19 protein-coding genes are annotated in these 19,709 nt (G+C 48.6%); 7 read left to right on the top strand and 12 right to left on the bottom strand.

The features are described 5' to 3' along the window. Positions 1–148 precede the first annotated feature (148 nt). Positions 149–910: an IclR family transcriptional regulator gene (locus HP570_RS19920; protein ID WP_012684365.1), complete on the top strand. Its 762-nt coding sequence runs from the start codon at positions 149–151 to the stop codon at positions 908–910. Between the two features lie 234 nt (positions 911–1,144). Continuing rightward, positions 1,145–1,684, top strand: a complete 540-nt coding sequence (locus tag HP570_RS19915) for a hypothetical protein (protein ID WP_012684364.1) — start codon at positions 1,145–1,147, stop codon at positions 1,682–1,684. Positions 1,685–1,740: 56 nt separating this feature from the next. On the opposite strand, the gene pdxR is transcribed toward HP570_RS19915, so the two are convergent. The 7 genes from pdxR to HP570_RS19880 all read right to left on the bottom strand — a co-directional run bounded on the left by pdxR (position 1,741) and on the right by HP570_RS19880 (position 10,452). Further along, entirely contained in the window at positions 1,741–3,219 is a 1,479-nt protein-coding gene (gene pdxR / locus HP570_RS19910) for a MocR-like pyridoxine biosynthesis transcription factor PdxR (protein WP_173626867.1), read from the bottom strand. A gap of 82 nt (positions 3,220–3,301) precedes the next feature. Continuing rightward, positions 3,302–4,009, bottom strand: a complete 708-nt coding sequence (locus HP570_RS19905) for an ABC transporter ATP-binding protein (protein WP_016741241.1) — start codon at positions 4,007–4,009, stop codon at positions 3,302–3,304. Between the two features lie 14 nt (positions 4,010–4,023). Then, positions 4,024–4,800, bottom strand: a complete 777-nt coding sequence (locus HP570_RS19900) for an ABC transporter ATP-binding protein (protein WP_173626866.1) — start codon at positions 4,798–4,800, stop codon at positions 4,024–4,026. Positions 4,801–4,821: 21 nt separating this feature from the next. Then, on the bottom strand, positions 4,822–6,105 hold the full coding sequence (locus tag HP570_RS19895) for a branched-chain amino acid ABC transporter permease (RefSeq protein WP_064201865.1): 1,284 nt from the start codon (positions 6,103–6,105) through the stop codon (positions 4,822–4,824). A 9-nt stretch (positions 6,106–6,114) separates the two neighbouring features. Then, the gene (locus HP570_RS19890; protein ID WP_173626865.1) at positions 6,115–7,161 is read right to left on the bottom strand and encodes a branched-chain amino acid ABC transporter permease; all 1,047 of its coding nucleotides are present in this window, start codon (positions 7,159–7,161) and stop codon (positions 6,115–6,117) included. A gap of 61 nt (positions 7,162–7,222) precedes the next feature. Next, positions 7,223–8,458, bottom strand: a complete 1,236-nt coding sequence (locus HP570_RS19885; protein WP_173626864.1) for a branched-chain amino acid ABC transporter substrate-binding protein — start codon at positions 8,456–8,458, stop codon at positions 7,223–7,225. Between the two features lie 236 nt (positions 8,459–8,694). Continuing rightward, positions 8,695–10,452, bottom strand: a complete 1,758-nt coding sequence (locus HP570_RS19880) for an adenine deaminase C-terminal domain-containing protein (protein WP_173626997.1) — start codon at positions 10,450–10,452, stop codon at positions 8,695–8,697. Positions 10,453–10,643: 191 nt separating this feature from the next. Between HP570_RS19880 and HP570_RS19875 the strand changes: the two genes are divergently transcribed. The 4 genes from HP570_RS19875 to HP570_RS19865 all read left to right on the top strand — a co-directional run bounded on the left by HP570_RS19875 (position 10,644) and on the right by HP570_RS19865 (position 13,111). Then, positions 10,644–11,183: a YgaP family membrane protein gene (locus tag HP570_RS19875; RefSeq protein WP_142498395.1), complete on the top strand. Its 540-nt coding sequence runs from the start codon at positions 10,644–10,646 to the stop codon at positions 11,181–11,183. A gap of 18 nt (positions 11,184–11,201) precedes the next feature. After that, on the top strand, positions 11,202–11,336 hold the full coding sequence (locus HP570_RS29825; protein ID WP_012684353.1) for an EYxxD motif small membrane protein: 135 nt from the start codon (positions 11,202–11,204) through the stop codon (positions 11,334–11,336). A 171-nt stretch (positions 11,337–11,507) separates the two neighbouring features. Continuing rightward, positions 11,508–11,891 (top strand): MarR family winged helix-turn-helix transcriptional regulator, encoded by a 384-nt coding sequence (locus tag HP570_RS19870; RefSeq protein ID WP_012684352.1) that lies wholly within the window; start codon positions 11,508–11,510, stop codon positions 11,889–11,891. Between the two features lie 11 nt (positions 11,892–11,902). Beyond that, the gene (locus tag HP570_RS19865; RefSeq protein ID WP_173626863.1) at positions 11,903–13,111 is read left to right on the top strand and encodes an MFS transporter; all 1,209 of its coding nucleotides are present in this window, start codon (positions 11,903–11,905) and stop codon (positions 13,109–13,111) included. Between the two features lie 60 nt (positions 13,112–13,171). Here HP570_RS19865 and purD read toward each other — a convergent pair whose 3' ends face one another. The 3 genes from purD to HP570_RS19850 form a co-directional block, all read right to left on the bottom strand. Continuing rightward, positions 13,172–14,449, bottom strand: a complete 1,278-nt coding sequence (gene purD, locus HP570_RS19860) for a phosphoribosylamine--glycine ligase (protein ID WP_173626862.1) — start codon at positions 14,447–14,449, stop codon at positions 13,172–13,174. Between the two features lie 79 nt (positions 14,450–14,528). Further along, positions 14,529–16,079, bottom strand: a complete 1,551-nt coding sequence (gene purH / locus HP570_RS19855; protein WP_173626861.1) for a bifunctional phosphoribosylaminoimidazolecarboxamide formyltransferase/IMP cyclohydrolase — start codon at positions 16,077–16,079, stop codon at positions 14,529–14,531. A 180-nt stretch (positions 16,080–16,259) separates the two neighbouring features. Further along, on the bottom strand, positions 16,260–16,637 hold the full coding sequence (locus HP570_RS19850) for a hypothetical protein (RefSeq protein WP_173607206.1): 378 nt from the start codon (positions 16,635–16,637) through the stop codon (positions 16,260–16,262). A 426-nt stretch (positions 16,638–17,063) separates the two neighbouring features. On the opposite strand from HP570_RS19850, the gene HP570_RS19845 reads away from it, so the two are divergent. Beyond that, on the top strand, positions 17,064–17,999 hold the full coding sequence (locus HP570_RS19845; RefSeq protein ID WP_173626860.1) for a magnesium transporter CorA family protein: 936 nt from the start codon (positions 17,064–17,066) through the stop codon (positions 17,997–17,999). A gap of 60 nt (positions 18,000–18,059) precedes the next feature. On the opposite strand, the gene purN is transcribed toward HP570_RS19845, so the two are convergent. After that, positions 18,060–18,668 (bottom strand): phosphoribosylglycinamide formyltransferase, encoded by a 609-nt coding sequence (purN, locus tag HP570_RS19840; protein WP_064201859.1) that lies wholly within the window; start codon positions 18,666–18,668, stop codon positions 18,060–18,062. Continuing rightward, positions 18,662–19,702 carry a phosphoribosylformylglycinamidine cyclo-ligase gene (purM, locus tag HP570_RS19835; RefSeq protein ID WP_173626859.1) on the bottom strand — a complete coding sequence of 347 codons (1,041 nt, stop codon included), beginning with the start codon at positions 19,700–19,702 and terminating at the stop codon, positions 18,662–18,664. Before purM ends, purN begins: the two co-directional genes overlap by 7 nt. Positions 19,703–19,709: the final 7 nt, after the last annotated feature.

Below are 19,709 nucleotides of genomic sequence, written 5' to 3'. Positions count from 1 at the left end.
ATAAAGATACTGACTATTCAAGGTAGTCGTACTAGAAGCACCATTGCCCCAATTACAGGCTTGTCAGCATTCTTTCTAATGGTAAAATTACTTCAATCGAGACTCTTCTTTGATAGAAGAGCTACTGTACGTTAAAGGAGACCTTTGTATGGACCAAGTATTGTCTTCTGTTCGAAATGGCTGTCGGCTGTTAAAAATATTTCTCGATTCGCCAAAGGAACTCGGGGTAACGGAGCTCAGCAAAAAACTCCAGCTGTCCAAGGGAGCCGTTCACAAGCTCCTGTCCACGCTGGAGTCTGAAGGCTTTATCCGCCAAAATGAAAAAACCAAGCAGTATACGCTTGGCTACACGCTTTTGGAACTGGGCACGAAGGTGCTCACGAATCACGATATCGTTGATTTTTCCAAACCGTTCTTAGACCAGCTTGTCTCACGGACAAACGAATTAGCGGTCTTATGTGTACAAGATTCAAAGGACGCGATCTATGTAGCCAAAGAGGATTCGCTTCATCCTGTTCGCTTTACCGTAGAATCCTTTCGGCGTTTTCCTCTTTACTCTACCTCCGCTGCAAGGGTTTTGCTGGCCTATCAGCCAGAAGAGTTTCAAGATGAGATTTTGCAGGAACATCCGCTGAAAAGCTACACGCCTCATTCGTACACGTCGGTTGAGCAAATTAAAGAGGACTTGGTGACGATCCGCCGGCGAGGCTATGAAATCAGCTCGAATCGACGCAATACAGGCGTGACCGGAATCGCTGCCCCTATTTTTGATTCAACTGGGCACGTAACTGCATCTGTCAGTGTCATCGGTCCCTCCGACCGCGTGATGCCGAAACAAGAAGAGATTTTACAAGAAACGCTAGCGACGGTACGTGCGATGTCAGCTCAATTAGGGTATCGAATGTCTTGAAATCCGTTAAGATGCCATGAAAAAACCTCCTGTTCATCAGTCTGCTCTGATGACAGGAGGCTGCTCTTCATGCTGACTCACTTGTTTTGCTAATGATAACGGCTCAATTCGTTCACTTTTATTTCACTCGATATAGTTATGTTAAATTTTTCTTCTTGAGGCGAAACGGTTTTGTTATTTTTTCGTCTACTACTTGTGAATAGTATTTCGTGTACAGAAAGGAAATGACACCCTATGAGAAAAACATATTTGCTGCTTTCTTCTTTGTTATTCTGTTCATTGTTTGTTACTGACGCTCATGCAGCTTCACAGCAAGGAACGGTTGCGCCTGTTCCTCCCCAAGTAATTGTTCCAACAAGTAGCAAGGATAAACAAGGAAATACCCTTGAAAAATCAATGGCCTATGTGAAAACGTTACAAGTGAAAAATGGAAAGCTCCTCGTCTCACTTGACTATGTTCAATGGTTTTTCGGTGAGGCAGCAGTAAAAGCTTATCGTCAAGATCATCCATCGGAAAAAGAGGACTATCCGATGCCATATTACATTCGTAATAGCAGTCCTAAAATTAGAACGTTTGAAGTTTCTCCAAAGGCTTCCTTTACTCTTCAAACCAACTCTACACAAAAAGATGGGAATTTCCATTGGAATGAAGCAGTAAACACCGATACTTTTAAAAAGTTTGTACTATCCAAGGGAATTCCTTATCAGATACCATTCCACGTTGAAGTAAAGAATGGCATCATCACAAAAGTTACAGAACAGTACGTCCCTTAATTATGAGCAGCACTCCCTTTTTGGGATGCTGCTTTTCATTTTTTCTCAGCGTTCCTTCACCCGATCCCCTGGATTGGGTTTTTATTTTCCCCTTCTATTTGTAAATAAGGCTCCCATGCACGTTTCAACAGACGAATGCCATCCTCAATCTCCTCGATGGTCTGCCCCCCGAAGCCGAACTGGAAAGCCGGCAGTCCATTTTCCTGTGGATGAATCCATTTATGTGCGGTTGGATAGACACGTACACCTGATGCAGCCGCAAATTGGGTCAACTGTTGCGGAGTACTCTCACTTTTCAATTCTACCGTCACAGACAGTCCGGCATCCTGACCCTTGATCCGGATGTACGCCCCCAGCTGTTCCTGCAAGCACTGCAGCAACACCCCATGCTTTTTGCGGTAAAGCGTCCGCATCTTGCGAATATGCCGCTCCCAATCGCCATTTTTCATGAACAGGGCCAGCGTCTCCTGATGAATACGCGATGCCGACTGGTCAAAATCCGCCAATTTCTCCTGAAACACCGCCAATAATGCTTGCGGCAAAACCATATAGCTCATCCGAATCGAAGGCAGCAACGCCTTGGAAAACGTCCCCAAATAGATAACGCGTCCTTGCGTATCTAGCCCCTGAAGGGAAGGAATCGGCTTGCCATGATAGCGAAACTCCCCATCGTAGTCGTCCTCTATGATGTAGCTCCCCGTCTGATTCGCCCAATGTAGCAGCTTTAGCCGTTTGGCATACGGCATGACAATTCCGGAAGGGTCCTGATGAGAGGGGGTGATATAAACCAGCCGCGCTCCACTCTCACTGAGCGCTTCCACATCAATCCCATCCTCTGTCAGTCTGATCGGGCGCACATCATAGCCCAAATGGGAAAATACGGTACGAACACCGTGATAGCCCGGCTCCTCCATCGCTACAGCCTGTCCCCGTGTCCCGAATAGGAACCCCAATAAGCTGATGATCACCTGCGTCCCCGCACCGATCACAATTTGTTCCGGCGTAGCTTGCACACCCCGAGCTCGTCCGAGATAGCGTGCGAGCTCCTCCCGCAGCTGCGGCTCTCCTTGTCGGTCGCCGTAGTAGAGCACATGCTTGTTTTCTTCCTGCATGCATTGGTTGGTGTACTTGCGCCAACGGTCAAAAGGAAAATGCTCGGCATCAACGCGCGCTTGGTGAAAATCATATTGGATCGGAACTGCTGAGGGCGTAGATGGAGTTATTTGGACGTAAGCCGTTTTAGCTGGTTGCTGCCCTTTCCCTGTAGGTACAGGCACTGGCCCATCCCAATCCACATCGACCACATAAAATCCGCTGCGCTCCCGACTCTCGATGTAGCCTTCTGCCATGAGCTGGTGATAGGCACTCTCGACAGTCGTTTTACTCACTTGCAAAAATCCGCTCAAGGCTCGAACAGAAGGCAGACGCGTCCCGGAGATCAAGCGCCTCCCTTGGATTTCTGTACAAAAATAGCGATAAAGCTGTAGATAGAGAGGCTCGCTCCCTTCTACAAAGCGGGGACTAATATCTAGCAAGCCACATCCTCCTCGCTGAATAAATGAAAAACCGACGGGAGCAAAAATCCCCATCGGTACTCACGTTTCTATTACACCACTATTACGCCAAATACGCCTCTCTTACCTGCGGATTCATCAATAATGTCTGGGCATCGTCTTGCAAAATAATTTCGCCTGTCTGAATCACATAACCGCGATGGGCGACAGACAGCGCCTGATTCGCATTTTGCTCGACCAAGAGAATCGTCATGCCTTCCTTGTTCAGCTCCGTAACGATGTCAAAAATCTGCTCCACAAGAATCGGCGCCAATCCCATCGACGGTTCATCGAGCATGAGAATTTTTGGCTTCATCATGAGTCCACGAGCAATCGCCAGCATTTGCTGCTCTCCACCGGACATCGTGCCGCCTTTTTGATTGACCCGTTCCTTCAGGCGTGGAAAGTAAGCAAAGGCGCGCTCGATGCCTTCTTCAATTACCTTTTTGTCGGATACACTGAAGGCACCCATCTCCAAATTTTCGCGTACGGTCAGCTTTGGAAAAATACGGCGGCCTTCCGGAACGTGGGCGATTCCTGCTAAGGCAATATCATGTGTACGCATCTGCGTAATGTCCTTGCCATTAAAGATGACTTTTCCTTCTTTGGCACGGGTCTGCGCACATATCGTTTTCAGCGTGGTCGATTTACCTGCCCCGTTGGAACCGATCAGCGTCACCACTTCGCCTTCGTTTACCGTTATGCTCAATCCTTTTAATGCGTGGATGCCGCCGTAATACGTATGAACGTTAGTCAGCTCTAGCAATGCCATCGATTTTCCTCCTTCTACGACACGTCCGACGCACTTTTTCCGAGATAGGCCTCAATGACGTTAGGGTTGTTGCGGATTTGTTCAGGTGTTCCTTCTGCAATTTTTCTCCCGTAATCCAGCACGTGAATGTATTCGCTCAGTCCCATGACCAGCTTCATGTCATGCTCAATCAAGATAATCGTCAAATCGAGCTCTTTTTTCAGCCGACGAATAAAATCCGTCATCTCAACCGTTTCGCGAGGGTTCATCCCTGCCGCTGGCTCATCGAGCAAAATAATTTGCGGATTGGTCGCCATCGCCCGGGCGATTTCCAAGCGTCGTTGCAACCCGTAAGGCAGACTCCCTGCCGCTTCATTGGCAATATGCGCGATCCCGACATACTCCATGAGCTGATAAGCCTCCACGCGCGTCCGCTCTTCCTCTTGGCGTACACGTTTGGAGTTGAACAAGATTCCAAGAATTCCAGCCGATAAGCGGCTATGCACACCCACCATGACATTTTCCAAAGCCGTCATTTCCTTGAACAGACGAATGTTTTGAAAGGTACGGGTGATACCGCGACTCGCGATCTGATCGGGACGAAGCTTCTTGATGCTTTTGCCATTCAGCAGGATTTCTCCCTCGTCTGGCTCGTAAAATCCGGTAATCATATTGAAAAAAGTCGTTTTTCCGGCTCCATTCGGCCCGATTACCGCCGTAATGGTTCCTTTTTCGATGTCAATCGAAACGTCTTGATTGGCTACCAAGCCACCAAAGCGCTTCGTCAAATTTTTTGCCTCTAACAATGCCATGCTCATTTCCCTCCTCGTCCGCTATGACTGTTTTCCAGAAGTCAATTGGGACAGTCTGCCGAGAATCCCCAGCTTTTCTTTGCCAAACTCGCTCTTTTTGATTGCATCGAGATCGTTTTTCTTCCGTTTGGCCGGAATCAATCCGTTAGGGCGATACAAGGCTACGAGAATGAGCATGATTCCGAAAATGAGGCGCTGGAACTTGGATGGGTCCAGCTGGTTCGGCAAACTGATGATCCCCGAATTTTGCAGACTGTGCAGGAAGTTGGAGAATTCTTTTAACAGCTGTACCTGCAAGATTGTCACAAATGCGGCTCCAAGCACAACGCCTGGAATGCTGCCGCTACCACCCAGAATAACCATCACCAGTATCCCGATGGATTCCATCAGCGTAAAGGAAGTCGGATCGATAAACGTCTGCTTGGCCGCAAAGATGACCCCCACAACACCTGCGAAGGAAGCACCCAATGCAAATGCAGCCAGCTTGGTATTCAACAAGGAAATCCCCATGGACTGGGCAGCCAGCTCATCCTCACGTACCGCAATCCATGCACGTCCCAAACGGGAATGCTCAAAGCGTATATTCGCCAATACGATAAAGGCAATCACAAACAATACGATGAAGTAAAAGTAAAACGGCGTCCCCATTTTGATCCCAAACAGCTCAGGAGACGGAATCGGCGTGATTCCCTGCGGACCGTTGGTGATGTTGATGGGCTTGTCCAGGTTGTTGAAGACAATGCGAATGATTTCACCGAAGCCCAAGGTCACAATCGCGAGGTAATCGCCTTTTACTCTGAGAACTGGCAATCCTAGCAATATTCCGAAAACAGCAGCCACAATCAAGCCGACTATGAGAAATGGCCAAAACCACTCACCGGAGAGCGGGAACAGATTCCCTGCAATAAACTCATTCGCTTGCGAGGTCGAGAAAATCGCGTACGCATACGCCCCAGCAGCAAAAAACGCGACGTAACCCAAGTCAAGCAAACCAGCAAAGCCTACTACGATATTCAAGCCCAAAGCCATCGCTACGTAAATTCCTACCTGTGAGGCTACCTCCATGTAGTAACGGTTTTCGCCGGCTACCAATGGAATGATCAGGAGGAGAACAATAGCGCCAATCGCCATTTTGATCGACTTGGTGGTATTCGTGTAATAGACAAGCACAATGGAAGAAAGAATGCCGAGAAACGCGATCACTGATTTATCCATCAGGTACAATGCGGCAGAAAAGCCTACAATCCAGATCAACGTGAATACGAGCGGAATACCTTTGAACGATTTCCAAGCGAGATTTGCCATTTATTTCACCTACACTTTCTCTTTTACAGCTTCGCCAAACAGTCCTTCTGGCTTGAAGAGAAGCACGAGAATTAAAATACTGAACGCGAACACGTCTTTGTACTCTGCACCAAAGGCTCCGTTGGTCAACGGCCCCATAAAGGCACCGGACAAGGATTCCAGAAGACCGAGGAGTACGCCACCGATCATCGCACCACGCAGGTTCCCAATCCCGCCGAGTACGGCAGCTGTAAATGCTTTTAGACCGAGAATAAAACCGATATATGGATCGATCGTCCCGTAGTTTTGCGCAAACAGAACGCCTGTCGCGCCACCCAGGCTGGAGCCAATCAAGAACGTAAGCATGATTACTTTGTTTACATTTATGGTCATCAGCGAAGCCGTACTCTGGTCCTGTGCGACGGCGCGCATGGCGATTCCCCACTTTGTTTTATTCACAAACAACGTCAACGCAATCATCATGATGATCGCAATTACAATTACGATCAAACCTTTTGTTGGAATCGTAGCGATACTTCCTAATGGAATCGAGCCCGTAAAAAGAGCGGGACTGTTTAGATAAAACTCATTGCGAGCCAGTGCTTCTGTAAAACGTACGAGGTCTTGCAGCAAAAACGATACACCTATCGCCGAAATCAACGGCACAAGACGAGGTGCTCCACGCAATGGTCGATAGGCAATCCTCTCAATTCCTACCCCCAAGGCACCAGTTAATACCATGGCAATTATGAGTGTTATGAAAAGTGCGACAAATGAATTCATACCTTCAAGTGCCCCTAGCGCATCAGAGATCAACAATACCTCTGTACCGATAAAGGCTCCGACCATGAAAATGTCTCCATGGGCAAAGTTGATAATTTCCAAAATCCCGTAAACCATTGTGTAGCCTAAAGCCACGACTGCGTACATAAATCCAAGTGTCAATCCGTCAACCAACACCTGAGGCAAAATATTGATCATGCTTTCCCATCCCTCATTTCCCTTGTAGACTTGTACAAATTTTCTGCATTCGTTTCGTTGACTGGACTTGTTTTCTCGTGGAAAAGGGGCCAACACTGGCGTGCAGCCCCCTATCCTGGTATGAGGCATGGGAGTGTGTGCGCGTTGTGTGGTGTGATTACTCGGCCTTGCCTACGAAAATGGATTTGTCCTTGTCAAACTTGTAAATGAATACGTCTGCATTTGTGTTGTCACCTTTTTCATCAAAGGTAACCTTGGTGAATTGACCCTGAAAATCTTTGGTTTTGTGGACTGCATCGAGGACTTGCTCCCGGGTTGGTTTTTTGCCTCCGTTCGCTTTGGCAGCTTCCAAGACACCATTGAGGATGACGTTCATGGAGTCGAAACCATAGACGGAATAGGTTTCCAGAGGCTTGTTTGTGGTTTTCTTGTACTCTTCAGCCCATTTTTTGCCCTCTTCGGTTTGCGTTACGTCCCCTGCTACTGACGTAAAGACTACCCCTTCGACAGCATTACCGGCTATTTTTATCATATCAGAAGAATCCAAGCCATCGCCACCCATAAAATAACCCTTAAATCCTTTTTCACGAGCTTGTTTGATCAAAATTCCACCTTCTGGATACAGGCCCCCGAAAAAGATGATGTCCGGGTTTTTCACCGTTACCTGGTTAAGTACCGCGCTGTAGTCCTTTTCGCCCTGGGTGATTCCCTCGAAGCCAAGGATTTGGACCCCGTCCTTTTCGAATTGCATCTTCACTTGATCGCTCAGACCTTGGCCGTATGCTGTCTTATCATGGATAATATAGGCCGTTTTTACACCAAGTGTATTTTTCGCATAAAGAGCAGCCTTTGGTCCTTGTGCGTCATCGCGAGCACAGATTCGATGGACGGTTTTCTTGCCTTCTTCCGTGAGCTTCACCCCTGTATTTGCCGGGGATACCATGACCAGCTTGCCTTCGTCGTACTTCACAGACGATGGAATGGCAACCCCTGTGTTATAATGCCCCACTACACCGTACACATCGGGATCAGAGATGAGCATCTCCGCATTTGATACCCCAATTTTCGGGTCGCCTTGATCATCCTGAGGGAAAAGCTGGAGATCAAATCCAAGTGCTTTAAATTCTTCCTTGCGCTTTTCGAGAGCGTAACCAGCGCCTGTCTTAATCGCATCTCCGATAGCAGAATTGCTCCCGGACAGAGGAGATTGTGTGGCAATTTTGATGAGACCACCCTCGGTTGTTCCTCCACCACTGTTACCCGGAGCTGGCTGACTTTGCCCGCCGCTTGCGTTACTTCCTCCGCTTGAATTGCTGTTTCCTGCGCAACCTGTTAATGCCATACTCGCAGCCAATACCGCAGATAAAACCCCCACATAAGAACGCTTTTTCATTCAGAATGAATCCCCCTTCTATCATTCTTTGTTCTTGTTACCCAATCCATCCACCATGTTAGCCAGGTTGCGACTTTCAAAAACGATACTCTTCGGGGATAAAGATAGATAGGCTTGGTTGTTTTTATTTTAAAATAAATCTGATAATTTACAAGAAGTAAAATATATTTTATATACATATATCATTGATTCACAAACGATCACGGGCGTTTGTGTGACCGCAAAAAAACACTCCCTCAAGGTAGAGGAAGTGCCGGAACGACGATTTGCCCACTCTTCACGTCGACAATACCTGTTGCCGTTAGACGTGCATACGGCAAATGGGTAGCCGTAAAAAACAAAAGCGAATAAATCGGATCGAGATGGACATGTCCTTTGGAACGGAGTTGATTTACCAAATTTTCACCCATGCTGATCACTTCCTCCATCGGTGCGGACGCGAATTTTCCAGCAAGAGGCAATGGGCATTCGCAAATGATTTTTCCTTCATCGATTAGGACGACTCCACCTTTTATTTCCCGAATACGCTCCAGTGCTTGCGCCATCGCTTGGGGATCGCGTCCGATTACGATCCAATCGCCAGAAGCTGAATAAGTGCTGGCTAGCCCTTCGAGATGCTCACCGAAGCCGTGAAGCACTGCCATTGTTCGGTTGCCTCCAGTTGCATCAATAATGGCGATCAATGCCAACTGCGGATCATGCTGCAAGGATACGTATCCATCCTGATCAACAGGCATGTCCTCTAGCGACAGCCGCGTGATAACGGCATTCAGCATTTGTAGCACAGGGGTCTTGCCGTCCGCATCTGGCCGCAGGCGGAACCAATCAGGATGTGCCTGTTTTTTCAATGGATCTGCCAATCGTAACGAAGCTTCCTCCCATTGTGGCTGAACGGTTGGAACGAGCAGGGTTCCTTTTTCTGCCACCCGTTGTCCATTCGCAATCACGATGGATGGAGTCGGTTGATCCTTTGCCGTCAACAGCAGCATATCGGCGATTCGGCCCGGCGCAATTCCTCCGATCTCCGCGTCCAGCCCATAATAGACAGCCGGGTTCAGCGTCGCCATGACATACGCTTCTTCTGGCGGCATTCCCGCTTCCATAGCAACACGGAGCGTACTATCCATGAACCCGTCACGATGCATCGGCGGCGTGCTTCCATCCGATGTCAGCATCATCCGTGAAGACCACGGCACCCCCAACTCCAGCCAGCCCTTCACCAGCTCAGGCAGATCAGGGCGAATAGAAGAATGGCGCAGTGTCGCATACATGCCTAAACGGATGCGCGAGAGCAAATCAGCAGCCTGGATAGCTTCATGACAAGCTGTTATGCCGGCTGCTGCGGCAATGTTCAATGTCTCGTATGACGCCCCCGGATGATGCCCTTCCATCCTTTTGCCCAAGTCCCTCGTATACTTCAGACCAAAAAGCAGCGTCTCATCCTCTTGTAAAACACCGCCCCAATTCGTCAACTCCCCGCCCTGGATCACGCGTGGATGTTCCAGCATTCGCGCCAAATTTTCCTTCGTGAACGACGGATGAGCTTTCCCTGTCTGCGGATCGAGTCTGCCCCAGAAAAATTGCTTCACGGGATGTGCTGCCAAAGAATCCATGATCGCTGCCGTTTGCGAAAAAGGCAGTTGCATGAGCATTAACGTGTCCGACACCATACCAGTCGTTCCCGTTTGCAAAGCAAAGTCAGCCAACGTATAAGGGTTATACCATTGAAACGGATGCGCGTGAGGCTCGATGTAACCCGGCACGAGATATTGCCCAGCCGCCTCTATGATTACAGTCTGGTCATCGACCAACGGCTCTTTTTCTCCTACATAAGCAATACGTTCTCCTGCCACTGCGACGTGATGCTCTTGCCATTCTTTTGTGTACACATTCAGAACGCTTGCGCCTTTTATCCAGAGGCTTGCCGGTGCCTGACGTCTGCTCACGCGAATCATGTTCAAGTAATCACGATCTGATATGGCTCGTACGCGCATCATTTTTTCTCTCCTCGCTGGTCTCCCGATGTTTTACAAAATGAACGATCGTTCATCGCCACTACAGCTTCTCCGCCCATCATTCATTCCCCTGCAAGCTTGGTAATGGTAGTAACAATTCCCACGGGTGTCTTGTCGCCCTTTATTACACACTAGGGAATAGACGTAATTGCGACAGGAGGACAACTCTCATGCATAAAAACGTAGGTAGAACTGATGCCATGATTCGTATAACTGGCGGTCTGTTGGGCTTGGCGTACGGCATCGGAAAAATGAGTCGTCGCCCATCCAAAACTCCATGGCTGCTCATGGCTTTTTCAGCTATGAAAGTAGCAGAAGGAGCTACTCGCTTTTGTCCGATGTACGCAGCGATGGGCATCAATACGAAAAAAGGGAATGGCATGCAAGGCATGATGGATCAGCTCAAGAAAAAAGGCGTGCAGATGGCAGTCAACCAATTTACCCGCTCCATGAATATTGCGCCCATCAAAGACTCGAACACCAGCAAAGATGATGAGAGCAACACGCCAGCGACAACGAATAAGGCAAACATACAGTATTCCACAAGCCCACAATTATCGAAGAACCAGGAAAAACACTCCATCAACAATCAGCAAAACACGAAGCTTACTCCCGAGGATCAACTTCTCGAAAAAGCGGCAAGAGAGATCATTTCATTTCGCTCCCAAGAAAATAACAACAGTAGCACTCGTTACCCCACGTACACATAAGGAGAGGAGGCACTGCATATGCTTGTCGGCTCCCAGATGTATGAATGGATGTCCCATAACTTCTTTGTTATTGCCACGATCATTGGCGTCATCGGCGTAATGGGCTATTACTTCTTTCGCACCTCGCGAAAGAGAGGGAGATATCGTCAGTAAAGGAGAAGCCACCAACCGCCTGTCATTGGGCGGTTTTTTCCATTTACAAAACTAATTGTTGTACATATAATTGTCATTGCAAGTATTTTTGAACGAAAGAGGGTTATTCCCCTGATCGATCATTGGCAAAAAGAACCGGTTGGATTTCTCATTGGAAATACATACCGGAGAATGATTCATTATGTTTCCCTTTTTTTAAAGGAGTTTGATTTGACCACGGAGCAGTTTGCCGTCCTTTATCGGCTACGAGAGGAAGAGGGTATCAATCAAAAAGAGCTGGCTCAGCGCTCTGCGAAGGATCAGCCTTCCATGACACGCATTTTAGACACACTCGCCAAAAAAGGCTTTATCGAAAAGACATTGAGCGAACAAGACCGCCGCGCTTACATCATTACCCTTTCCCCGAAAGGACGGGAATGGCTGGAGCAGGCGATTCCTGTAGAGGCTCAGGCCGTTGCGGACATATTGGAAGGGATCTCTCCTGAAAAGCTGGCCTTCTTACGGGAAATCTTGCTGGAGATTAACGAGAACATCAATAGAAAAACGACAGACTAGGAGTGACAGCATTGGGAGAGAGTAGAGAGAGACTGTGGACGAGAGATTTCGTCCTGTTAACTGTATGCAATTTGTTGTTGTTTCTCACCGTTCAAATGCAGACCCCAACATTCCCTGCCTATGTGAAGGAAACTTATCAGGCCAATGATTTTGTTGTCAGCTTGGTAATTAGCTTGTTTTCACTTGCAGCAGTGATCGCAAGGGTATTTACCGGGGAAGCTTTGAAAACGAAAAGCAGTAAGCTTTTGGCAATCGTAGCACTTGGATTCGTCGCGATTTTTAGCGCAGGCTATTACTGGGCGGGAAGCATTGTGTTCTTTCTTCTGTTGCGAATCCTGGTCGGAATCGGCTTTGGGATGGGCAGCACGACCTTTCCGACGATTGTCTCCAATGTGATTCCTGCCAGAAGAATCGGCGAAGGCATGGGTTATTTCGGCTTATCGACCAGCTTGGCTATGGCACTCGGCCCGTTGATTGGACTTGGAGTGTTGAATGGGTTTGGATTCGGATCGATGCTCATGGTTCTTGTGATGTTAGTTGCTATTATTTTTCCGTTGATGCATTTTATCCGTGCCTACAATCAGCTTCCAGTGTCGTCCGGGAACACACAAACGGTCACAGGCATTCGTCGATTTTATGATAAAAAGCTGCTGCTTCCAGCTGGACTGAACTTTTGTTTATCCATTACGTATGGCGGGATTCTCAGCTTTTTGGCCTTGTATGGAAAAGAAGCCCACATCGAGAATGTCGGCTGGTTTTTCCTTACGAATGCACTGGCGATGGTGCTGATTCGTCCGTTTTCCGGCAAGCTTTATGATCGCAAAGGGCATATTGCCGTCCTGCCTCCCGGTGCGATTTTCGTCGGGATCAGCCTCTTGCTCCTGTCCCTGACAACGACAGAGTCCTTGCTTCTCGTCTCTGCTGCCTTCTATGGCCTTGGCTATGGCATGATTCAGCCATCTATCCAGGCGTGGATGGTGAAGGTCGTCACACCTGAGCAACGTGGCATGGCGAATGGACTGTTCTTTAATTCCATCGATCTGGGGATTGCGGTCGGCTCTATGCTTCTCGGCGTCATCGCGACACATTCGAGCTACTCTGTCATGTACCGCTGGTCGGCGGCGTGCCTGCTGCTGTTCCTCATCGTTTATTTCCTCTCACAGGTGGCTGCGGCTAAAGCGAAAAAAGCGGCCATCGCGGGTGAAAACGTGGGCATGTGATAACTAAAAAAAGCTGTTCCCCAAGTAGAAATCTCTACAGAAGGAACAGCTTATCTTTTTTTATCCCTTTTGCTGATACTTCATCGCTCGTGCCGCAATATCCGTGCGATACTGTGCCCCATCAAACGAGATCCCCTGCACCTTCGCGTACGCCGTCTCACGCGCTTGCGCCAAATCCGCTCCTGTTGCCACGACGCCAAGCACACGGCCACCGCTCGTAACGATACCTTCCTCGGTTTCCTTCGTACCTGCGTGAAACACCGTAGCTCCCTCGTTTGCCTGACCCAGTCCGTGAATCAGCGCACCCTTTGGATATTCTCCCGGATAACCCGGCGCTGCCATGACGACACAGACAGCACTTCCTTTTTGCCATGTCACATCGACTGCATCGAGCTCACCATTGATCGTTCCGACAAAAATATCGAGCAAATCTGTTTCGAGCAACGGCAAGAGCACTTGTGTCTCTGGATCGCCAAAACGCGCATTGAACTCCACGACTTTCGGGCCTTGCTCCGTAATCATCAGACCTGTGTAGAGAATGCCTTTGAACGGAATGCCATCCTTGGCCATCCCTGACGCCATCGGCTGGACAATCGTTTTGACGATCTCGTCCACCAGCTCAGCAGACATTTGCGGTACCGGGGCGTACGTTCCCATGCCGCCTGTATTCGGGCCGCGGTCATCATTGAAAATTCGCTTATGATCCTGAGAAGTAATCATCGGCTTAACCGTCTCTCCGTCGACGAAAGACAACAGTGACAGCTCTTCGCCGAACATGCACTCCTCAATGACCACGCGCGCTCCCGCTTCACCAAAGACGCTTTCTTGCATAATCTGACGAAGTGCCTCTTCCGCTTCCTCCACCGTTTCTGCGACAACGACCCCTTTCCCCGCTGCCAAGCCGTCCGCTTTGACAACGATAGGAGCGCCCTGCTCTCTCACATACGCACTCGCCGATTCGTAATCCAGAAATGATTCATAGGCAGACGTCGGAATCTCGTAGCGTTTCATTAAACTTTTCGCAAAAGACTTGCTTCCCTCGATCATTGCCGCTTTTTGGTTCGGGCCATAGATCGGCAGATTGCGCTCCTGGAAAAAGTCTACAATCCCCGCCAGCAAAGGATCTTCTGGGCCAACGACAGTCAGATCGATTCCCTCATCCTTGACGAATTGAACCAGTGCAGCAAAATCATGGACACCGATCGGTACGTTTTGAGAGATTTGGGCGGTGCCACCATTTCCTGGCGCACAGTATACCTTTGTCACTTTAGAGCTTTGCAACAGCTTCCAGGCAATCGTGTGTTCTCGACCGCCGCCACCGACCACTAATATTTTCATCGTATTTCCTCCTGTGTGAGAGGTAATCCACTCTTTCATACGTGTTAAAAAAGCGAAAGTTACTCCCGAATAGCCTCTTTTAGTGCTTGAAATGACGCGTGCCGGTAAAGATCATCGCAATGCCTGCTCGGTTGCAAGCATCAATCGATTCTTGGTCGCGAATGGAGCCGCCTGGCTGGATGATAGCGGTAATCCCTGCTTTGGCTGCCGCTTCCACGGTATCTCCCATCGGGAAAAACGCATCTGAGGCCATAACCGAGCCACTTGCCAATGCACCTGCTTGCTCGATGGCGATTTTCGCTGCCCCAACGCGGTTCATCTGTCCTGCGCCCACGCCGATCGTCATATTGTCTTTTGCCAAGAGAATCGCATTCGATTTGACGTGCTTGACGACCTTCCACGCGAATTTCAGCTGTGCCAGTTCCTCTTCCGAAGGCTTGCGGTCTGTAACCACTTGAATCTCGTTTTCTTCGAGCTGCTTGTAGTCGAAGTCTTGAATGAGTGCCCCGCCTGCAACAGGAGCCACGCGGAACAGATTGTCCACTTTTTTGGCTGGTTCATTCAGCGCAGAAATACGCAAGAGACGCAGGTTCTTTTTCTCAGCCAGAACAGCCAACGCCTCTTCGGTGAAGTCTGGTGCGATAATAATTTCCAAGAAAATCTCTTTCATCGCGAGTGCGGTGTCACGGTCAATCGGGCGATTTGCTGCAACGATCCCACCATAAATAGAGACAGGGTCTGCTTCGTACGCTTTTTGGTAAGCGGCGCGAATATCAGTACCGATCCCTACTCCACACGGGTTGGAGTGCTTGATCGCAACGACAGCAGGTTCAGCGAATTCGCGTACAATCGCCAACGCTGCGTCTGCGTCATTGATGTTGTTATAGGAAAGCTCTTTTCCCTGCAGTTGACTCGCATTCCCGATGCTCAACTGATCCGATAACGGCTCACGGTAAAATGCCGCACGTTGGTGTGGATTTTCCCCATAGCGTAAATCCTGTGCTTTCTCGTAAGTCACGGTGTAGCTCTCAGGCAGCAGTTCACCCACCTGCTCACTCAAATAGCGAGAGATCAAGGCATCATAGGCAGCTGTATGACGGAAAACTTTTGCTGCCAGCTTACGACGGGTTTCTAGCGTAGTATCGCCATTTGCTTCAATTTCTTCTGCTACTTTTTCATAATCGGCTGCATCGACCACTACACTGACAAACGCGTGATTTTTCGCAGCAGAACGCAGCATTGTTGGTCCACCAATATCAATATTCTCAATGGCATCTTCATATGTCACGTCTGGCTTCGCTATTGTTTCCTTGAAAGGATAAAGGTTCACGACAACCAGATCAATGGTCTCAATCCCAAGGTCTTTTAGTTGCTGCACATGTGCTTCACTGTCCCTTACAGCCAAGAGGCCGCTGTGGATATTGGGATGCAACGTTTTGACGCGACCGTCCAAAATTTCTGGAAATCCAGTCACTTCAGAAATGCCAATGACGGGAACTCCCTCTGCTTTTAAAAGAGAAGCCGTACCCCCGGTAGATATGATCTGTACCCCGGCGGCTACCAATCGACGGGCAAACGGAATCAATCCTGTCTTGTCAGAAACGCTGATCAACGCTTTTTTCACACTCACGGATAGAACCTCCTGAATTTTAGTGAAAACATGAGTAACTATCGACCAAAACACGAACAATACTTATATATTATAAAATAATTGTACGCTATTATCAACAACTTCGTCAGGAAAACAAACACAGCCGCCCATGCCTGTTCGGCACTTGCGACTGCATCACCTGTATTTGCTTTGATGAAATTATCGTTTTTTCTTGCCTTTGCCTGATAACCTTTTGATGCGATCTGTCAGAGAGACTGATTTGCCTTTGGCAGTCGCCCTGATTGGCTTGATTGGCTTCTTCGACTTGCGGCTTTTCGCCTTTACTTCTTTGGGCATTAAGTCCCCTAGCTCTTCCATGGAGATGGAATTGCCGTCCTTTACACGATCCCTGACGCGCTCTTTCGTCTCCTCTGGCACTTCGAATCCCATATTTCCCAGCTCATCGAGCAGCGCATCTACATTGGCTCCGCCCTTCGGCATTTTTTCCGCGAGCTTCATAATATCGTTAAGCGTCCATTGCCGCCCTGTTTTTTGGCTTAGCTTATCGAGCAAGTTCGAAACAAAATCTCCGCTCAAGTCGGCCCCTCCCTTTGTGGGAATATCCTTCTTTATTACTGTATGTCACAAGAGTTGATTTGGTTTGTCATGATTCGCGGAGGATGAATAGTAGCAAAATAGGATGAGTCGGTCATGTTAGAAGCCGACACCGTCTGAAAGGACATGAATAACATGCATGAAGGACGAGAAAGTAAGATGGTTTTTATTTTCGAAAGGGGGGGGAACGTTTTAATGGACAGTAGTCCAAGTTGCGGAATGAATAACTGCAATCAAGATTGTGTACGGAGAATTTTCCGGCCTTGTGGCGCTGCGGCATGCTCCCCATACCTTATTTATCATTCTCCCTTTTTATGGGACGAGTGTATGTAAGTATCTATATGCAGACATGCTTGCGTAACATGGTCGTATCCCTCCGATCCTTCTTTGCGAAAGGATGAGAAAACCATGTTGAACATTTACAAAACGAATACCCTCGGAAAAATAGAAGAACTGCAACAATTTGAAAAAGGCTGCTGGATTCATCTGACCGATCCTTCTGAGCAAGAAAAGCAACAAGTCGTCAGGGAGTTGTCGATTGACCTTCATTTTTTACAGGATGCCCTTGATGACGAAGAAATCGGACGGATCGACAAGGAAGGGAACCGCGTGAAGCTCTATGTGGACATTCCGATCTCCACGAAAGAAGCGACGAAAGACAACTATACGACGGTTCCATTGGGAATCATGGTGACGGAAGATTATATCTTAACGGTTTGTCTGGTAGAAACGGCTGTCATGAATGAGTTCGTCCAAGGAAAAGTGAAAAGCTTTCACACGCACATGCGAAACCGGTTCGTCCTGCAAATTTTATCGAATACGTCGCATGATTATTTGCATTACTTGAAAAAAATCAACAAGCAGACAGAAACGCTGGAAAAATCGTTGCGGCAATCGACGAAAAACAATGAACTGCTTACCTTGCTTGAATTGCAGAAAAGTCTCGTCTATTTTTCGACGTCCCTGGAAACGAACAGTCTGTTGATCTCCCTTCTTCGGAGCGGCAGTTATTTGAAAATGTACGAAGAAGATAAGGCGCTGCTGGAAGAAGTAAAAATCGAAACCAAGCAGGCCATCAAAATGACGGAAATCTATACCGCCATTTTAGGGAACATCATGAATGGCTTTGGCTCCGTCATCTCCAATAATCTGAATCGCGTATTGAAGCTGTTGACCGCCATTACTATTGTCATCACGTTACCTATGGTGATTGGCACCTTTTACGGGATGAACGTCGGGCTTCCTTTTCAGGATCATCCGCACGCATTCACGATCATTATGATCATGTCCACCGCCATTACGTCCGTAACAGCCCTCCTGTTTTGGAGAAAGAAGTATTTTTAAAACGGATGACCAAAAAACCGACATCGTAAAAGGATGTCGGTTACTGCTTTCTCTCTCGATTCACGTCAGCTGGACAAGCCTTCCTTCCAGCTTCACTCTCTCTTCTGCTAAGTAGCCAATGACCTTCACCAAAAGCTCATGCTCCACAGCATGGATGCGAGCCGCCAAAGTCTCAGCCGTATCTGCTTCTTGCACTGCTACGGGAATCTGGGCAATGATCGGCCCTGTATCCAGGCCGGCATCAACCAAATGTACCGTTACCCCCGTTATCTTTACCCCGTATGCGAGTGCCTGACCAACCGCGTCTTTTCCAGGGAAAGCAGGCAAAAGTGACGGATGCAGATTGATGATTTTTCCTTCGTAGGATGACAAAAGAGTGTCACCCACCAACCGCATGTAGCCTGCCAGCACAACCAGCGATATATCGCGTTTTTGGAGCTGTGCCACTATTTCCTGCTCAAAAGCAGCCTTGTCTGCATACTCCTTCGGTTGAAATACAAAAGCGTCGATTCCTAAACGCTCTGCCCGTTCCAAAACCTTGGCGCCAGGCTTGTCGCACACGAGTAAGGCAACTTCTACACCTGCAAGCCTGCCGTCCTGTACAGCCTGCACGATCGCTTCAAAGTTGGAGCCGCTGCCAGAGGCGAAAATGGCCAGCTTTCTCACCATTCCACCCCGTTGTATACGACTTTGCGCTCTCCCGCTTGAATATTTCCGATCAAATATGCCTGTTCTCCCAGCTCTTGCAGCTTTTCCATCACACTCACTGCGTCTTCCGGCTTCACGACAAGCATCATGCCAATGCCCATGTTGAACGTTTTGTACATATCCGGGTAAGAGATGTTCCCCGCCCCTTGTACCAGCTCGAAAATTGGCAGCACAGGCCAGGAACCAACGTTGATCACAGCCTGCATTCCTTCTGGAAGCACGCGTGGAATGTTTTCAGTAAAGCCGCCGCCTGTGATGTGGGCCAGAGCTTTCACTTCATGTGACGCAAGAACGGATAGCACTTGCTTCACATAAATGCGGGTCGGCGTCAGCAGCTCTTCGCCGAGCTTTTTGCCCAATACGTCAACATGATCATGCAGGGACATGCCTTTGTCTGCCAAAAGAACCTTGCGAACGAGCGAGAAGCCATTGCTGTGCACGCCGCTGGAAGCCAGACCGATCAGTACATCGCCTGCCGCCACAGAAGCTCCCGTAATCATTTTGCTCTCGTCCACGACACCTACGGTAAAGCCTGCGATGTCGTATTCGCCTTCTGCGTACATGCCAGGCATCTCGGCAGTCTCCCCGCCAATCAGCGAGCAGCCGGACTGGGAGCAGCCTTCCGCGATCCCTTTGACAATCGCTTCGATTTTTTCCGGAATGACCTTGTCTACAGCCAGATAATCGAGGAAAAAGAGCGGCTCTGCGCCTTGAACCACTACGTCATTGACGCACATAGCGACAGCATCGATGCCGATTGTATCGTGTTTATCCATGGCAAAAGCGAGCTTCAGCTTGGTTCCTACCCCGTCTGTGCCAGAAACGAGAATCGGTTTCTCGTATTTTTTGGTATCCAGGCGAAACAGCGCTCCGAACCCGCCCAAATCAGTCATAACTTCGGGGCGGAATGTTCTTTTAACGTGCTTTTTCATGCGCTCGACGGCTTCATTGCCCGCATCGATGTCTACGCCAGCTTGTTTATATGCTTCACTCATCGTTTCT

The sequence above is a fragment of the Brevibacillus sp. RS1.1 genome (genome assembly GCF_013284365.1).
In the GTDB taxonomy this organism is placed as follows: Bacteria; Bacillota; Bacilli; order Brevibacillales; family Brevibacillaceae; genus Brevibacillus; species Brevibacillus brevis_D.
The sequence above is the reverse complement of the archived record's forward strand: the minus strand, read 5'-3'. Positions and strand labels throughout refer to the sequence as shown.

Bases quoted from the DNA above. Each gene is read 5' to 3' on its own strand.
- HP570_RS19920 (WP_012684365.1), top strand. From the start codon at position 149: ATGGACCAAGTATTGTCTTCTGTTCGAAATGGCTGTCGGCTGTTAAAA.
- HP570_RS19915 (WP_012684364.1), top strand. From the start codon at position 1,145: ATGAGAAAAACATATTTGCTGCTTTCTTCTTTGTTATTCTGTTCATTG.
- HP570_RS19905 (WP_016741241.1), bottom strand. From the start codon at position 4,009: ATGGCATTGCTAGAGCTGACTAACGTTCATACGTATTACGGCGGCATC.
- HP570_RS19900 (WP_173626866.1), bottom strand. From the start codon at position 4,800: ATGGCATTGTTAGAGGCAAAAAATTTGACGAAGCGCTTTGGTGGCTTG.
- HP570_RS19895 (WP_064201865.1), bottom strand. From the start codon at position 6,105: ATGGCAAATCTCGCTTGGAAATCGTTCAAAGGTATTCCGCTCGTATTC.
- HP570_RS19885 (WP_173626864.1), bottom strand. From the start codon at position 8,458: ATGAAAAAGCGTTCTTATGTGGGGGTTTTATCTGCGGTATTGGCTGCG.
- HP570_RS19880 (WP_173626997.1), bottom strand. From the start codon at position 10,452: ATGCGCGTACGAGCCATATCAGATCGTGATTACTTGAACATGATTCGC.
- HP570_RS19875 (WP_142498395.1), top strand. From the start codon at position 10,644: ATGCATAAAAACGTAGGTAGAACTGATGCCATGATTCGTATAACTGGC.
- HP570_RS29825 (WP_012684353.1), top strand. From the start codon at position 11,202: ATGCTTGTCGGCTCCCAGATGTATGAATGGATGTCCCATAACTTCTTT.
- HP570_RS19870 (WP_012684352.1), top strand. From the start codon at position 11,508: ATGATTCATTATGTTTCCCTTTTTTTAAAGGAGTTTGATTTGACCACG.
- purD (WP_173626862.1), bottom strand. From the start codon at position 14,449: ATGAAAATATTAGTGGTCGGTGGCGGCGGTCGAGAACACACGATTGCC.
- HP570_RS19845 (WP_173626860.1), top strand. From the start codon at position 17,064: ATGTTGAACATTTACAAAACGAATACCCTCGGAAAAATAGAAGAACTG.
- purN (WP_064201859.1), bottom strand. From the start codon at position 18,668: ATGGTGAGAAAGCTGGCCATTTTCGCCTCTGGCAGCGGCTCCAACTTT.
- purM (WP_173626859.1), bottom strand. From the start codon at position 19,702: ATGAGTGAAGCATATAAACAAGCTGGCGTAGACATCGATGCGGGCAAT.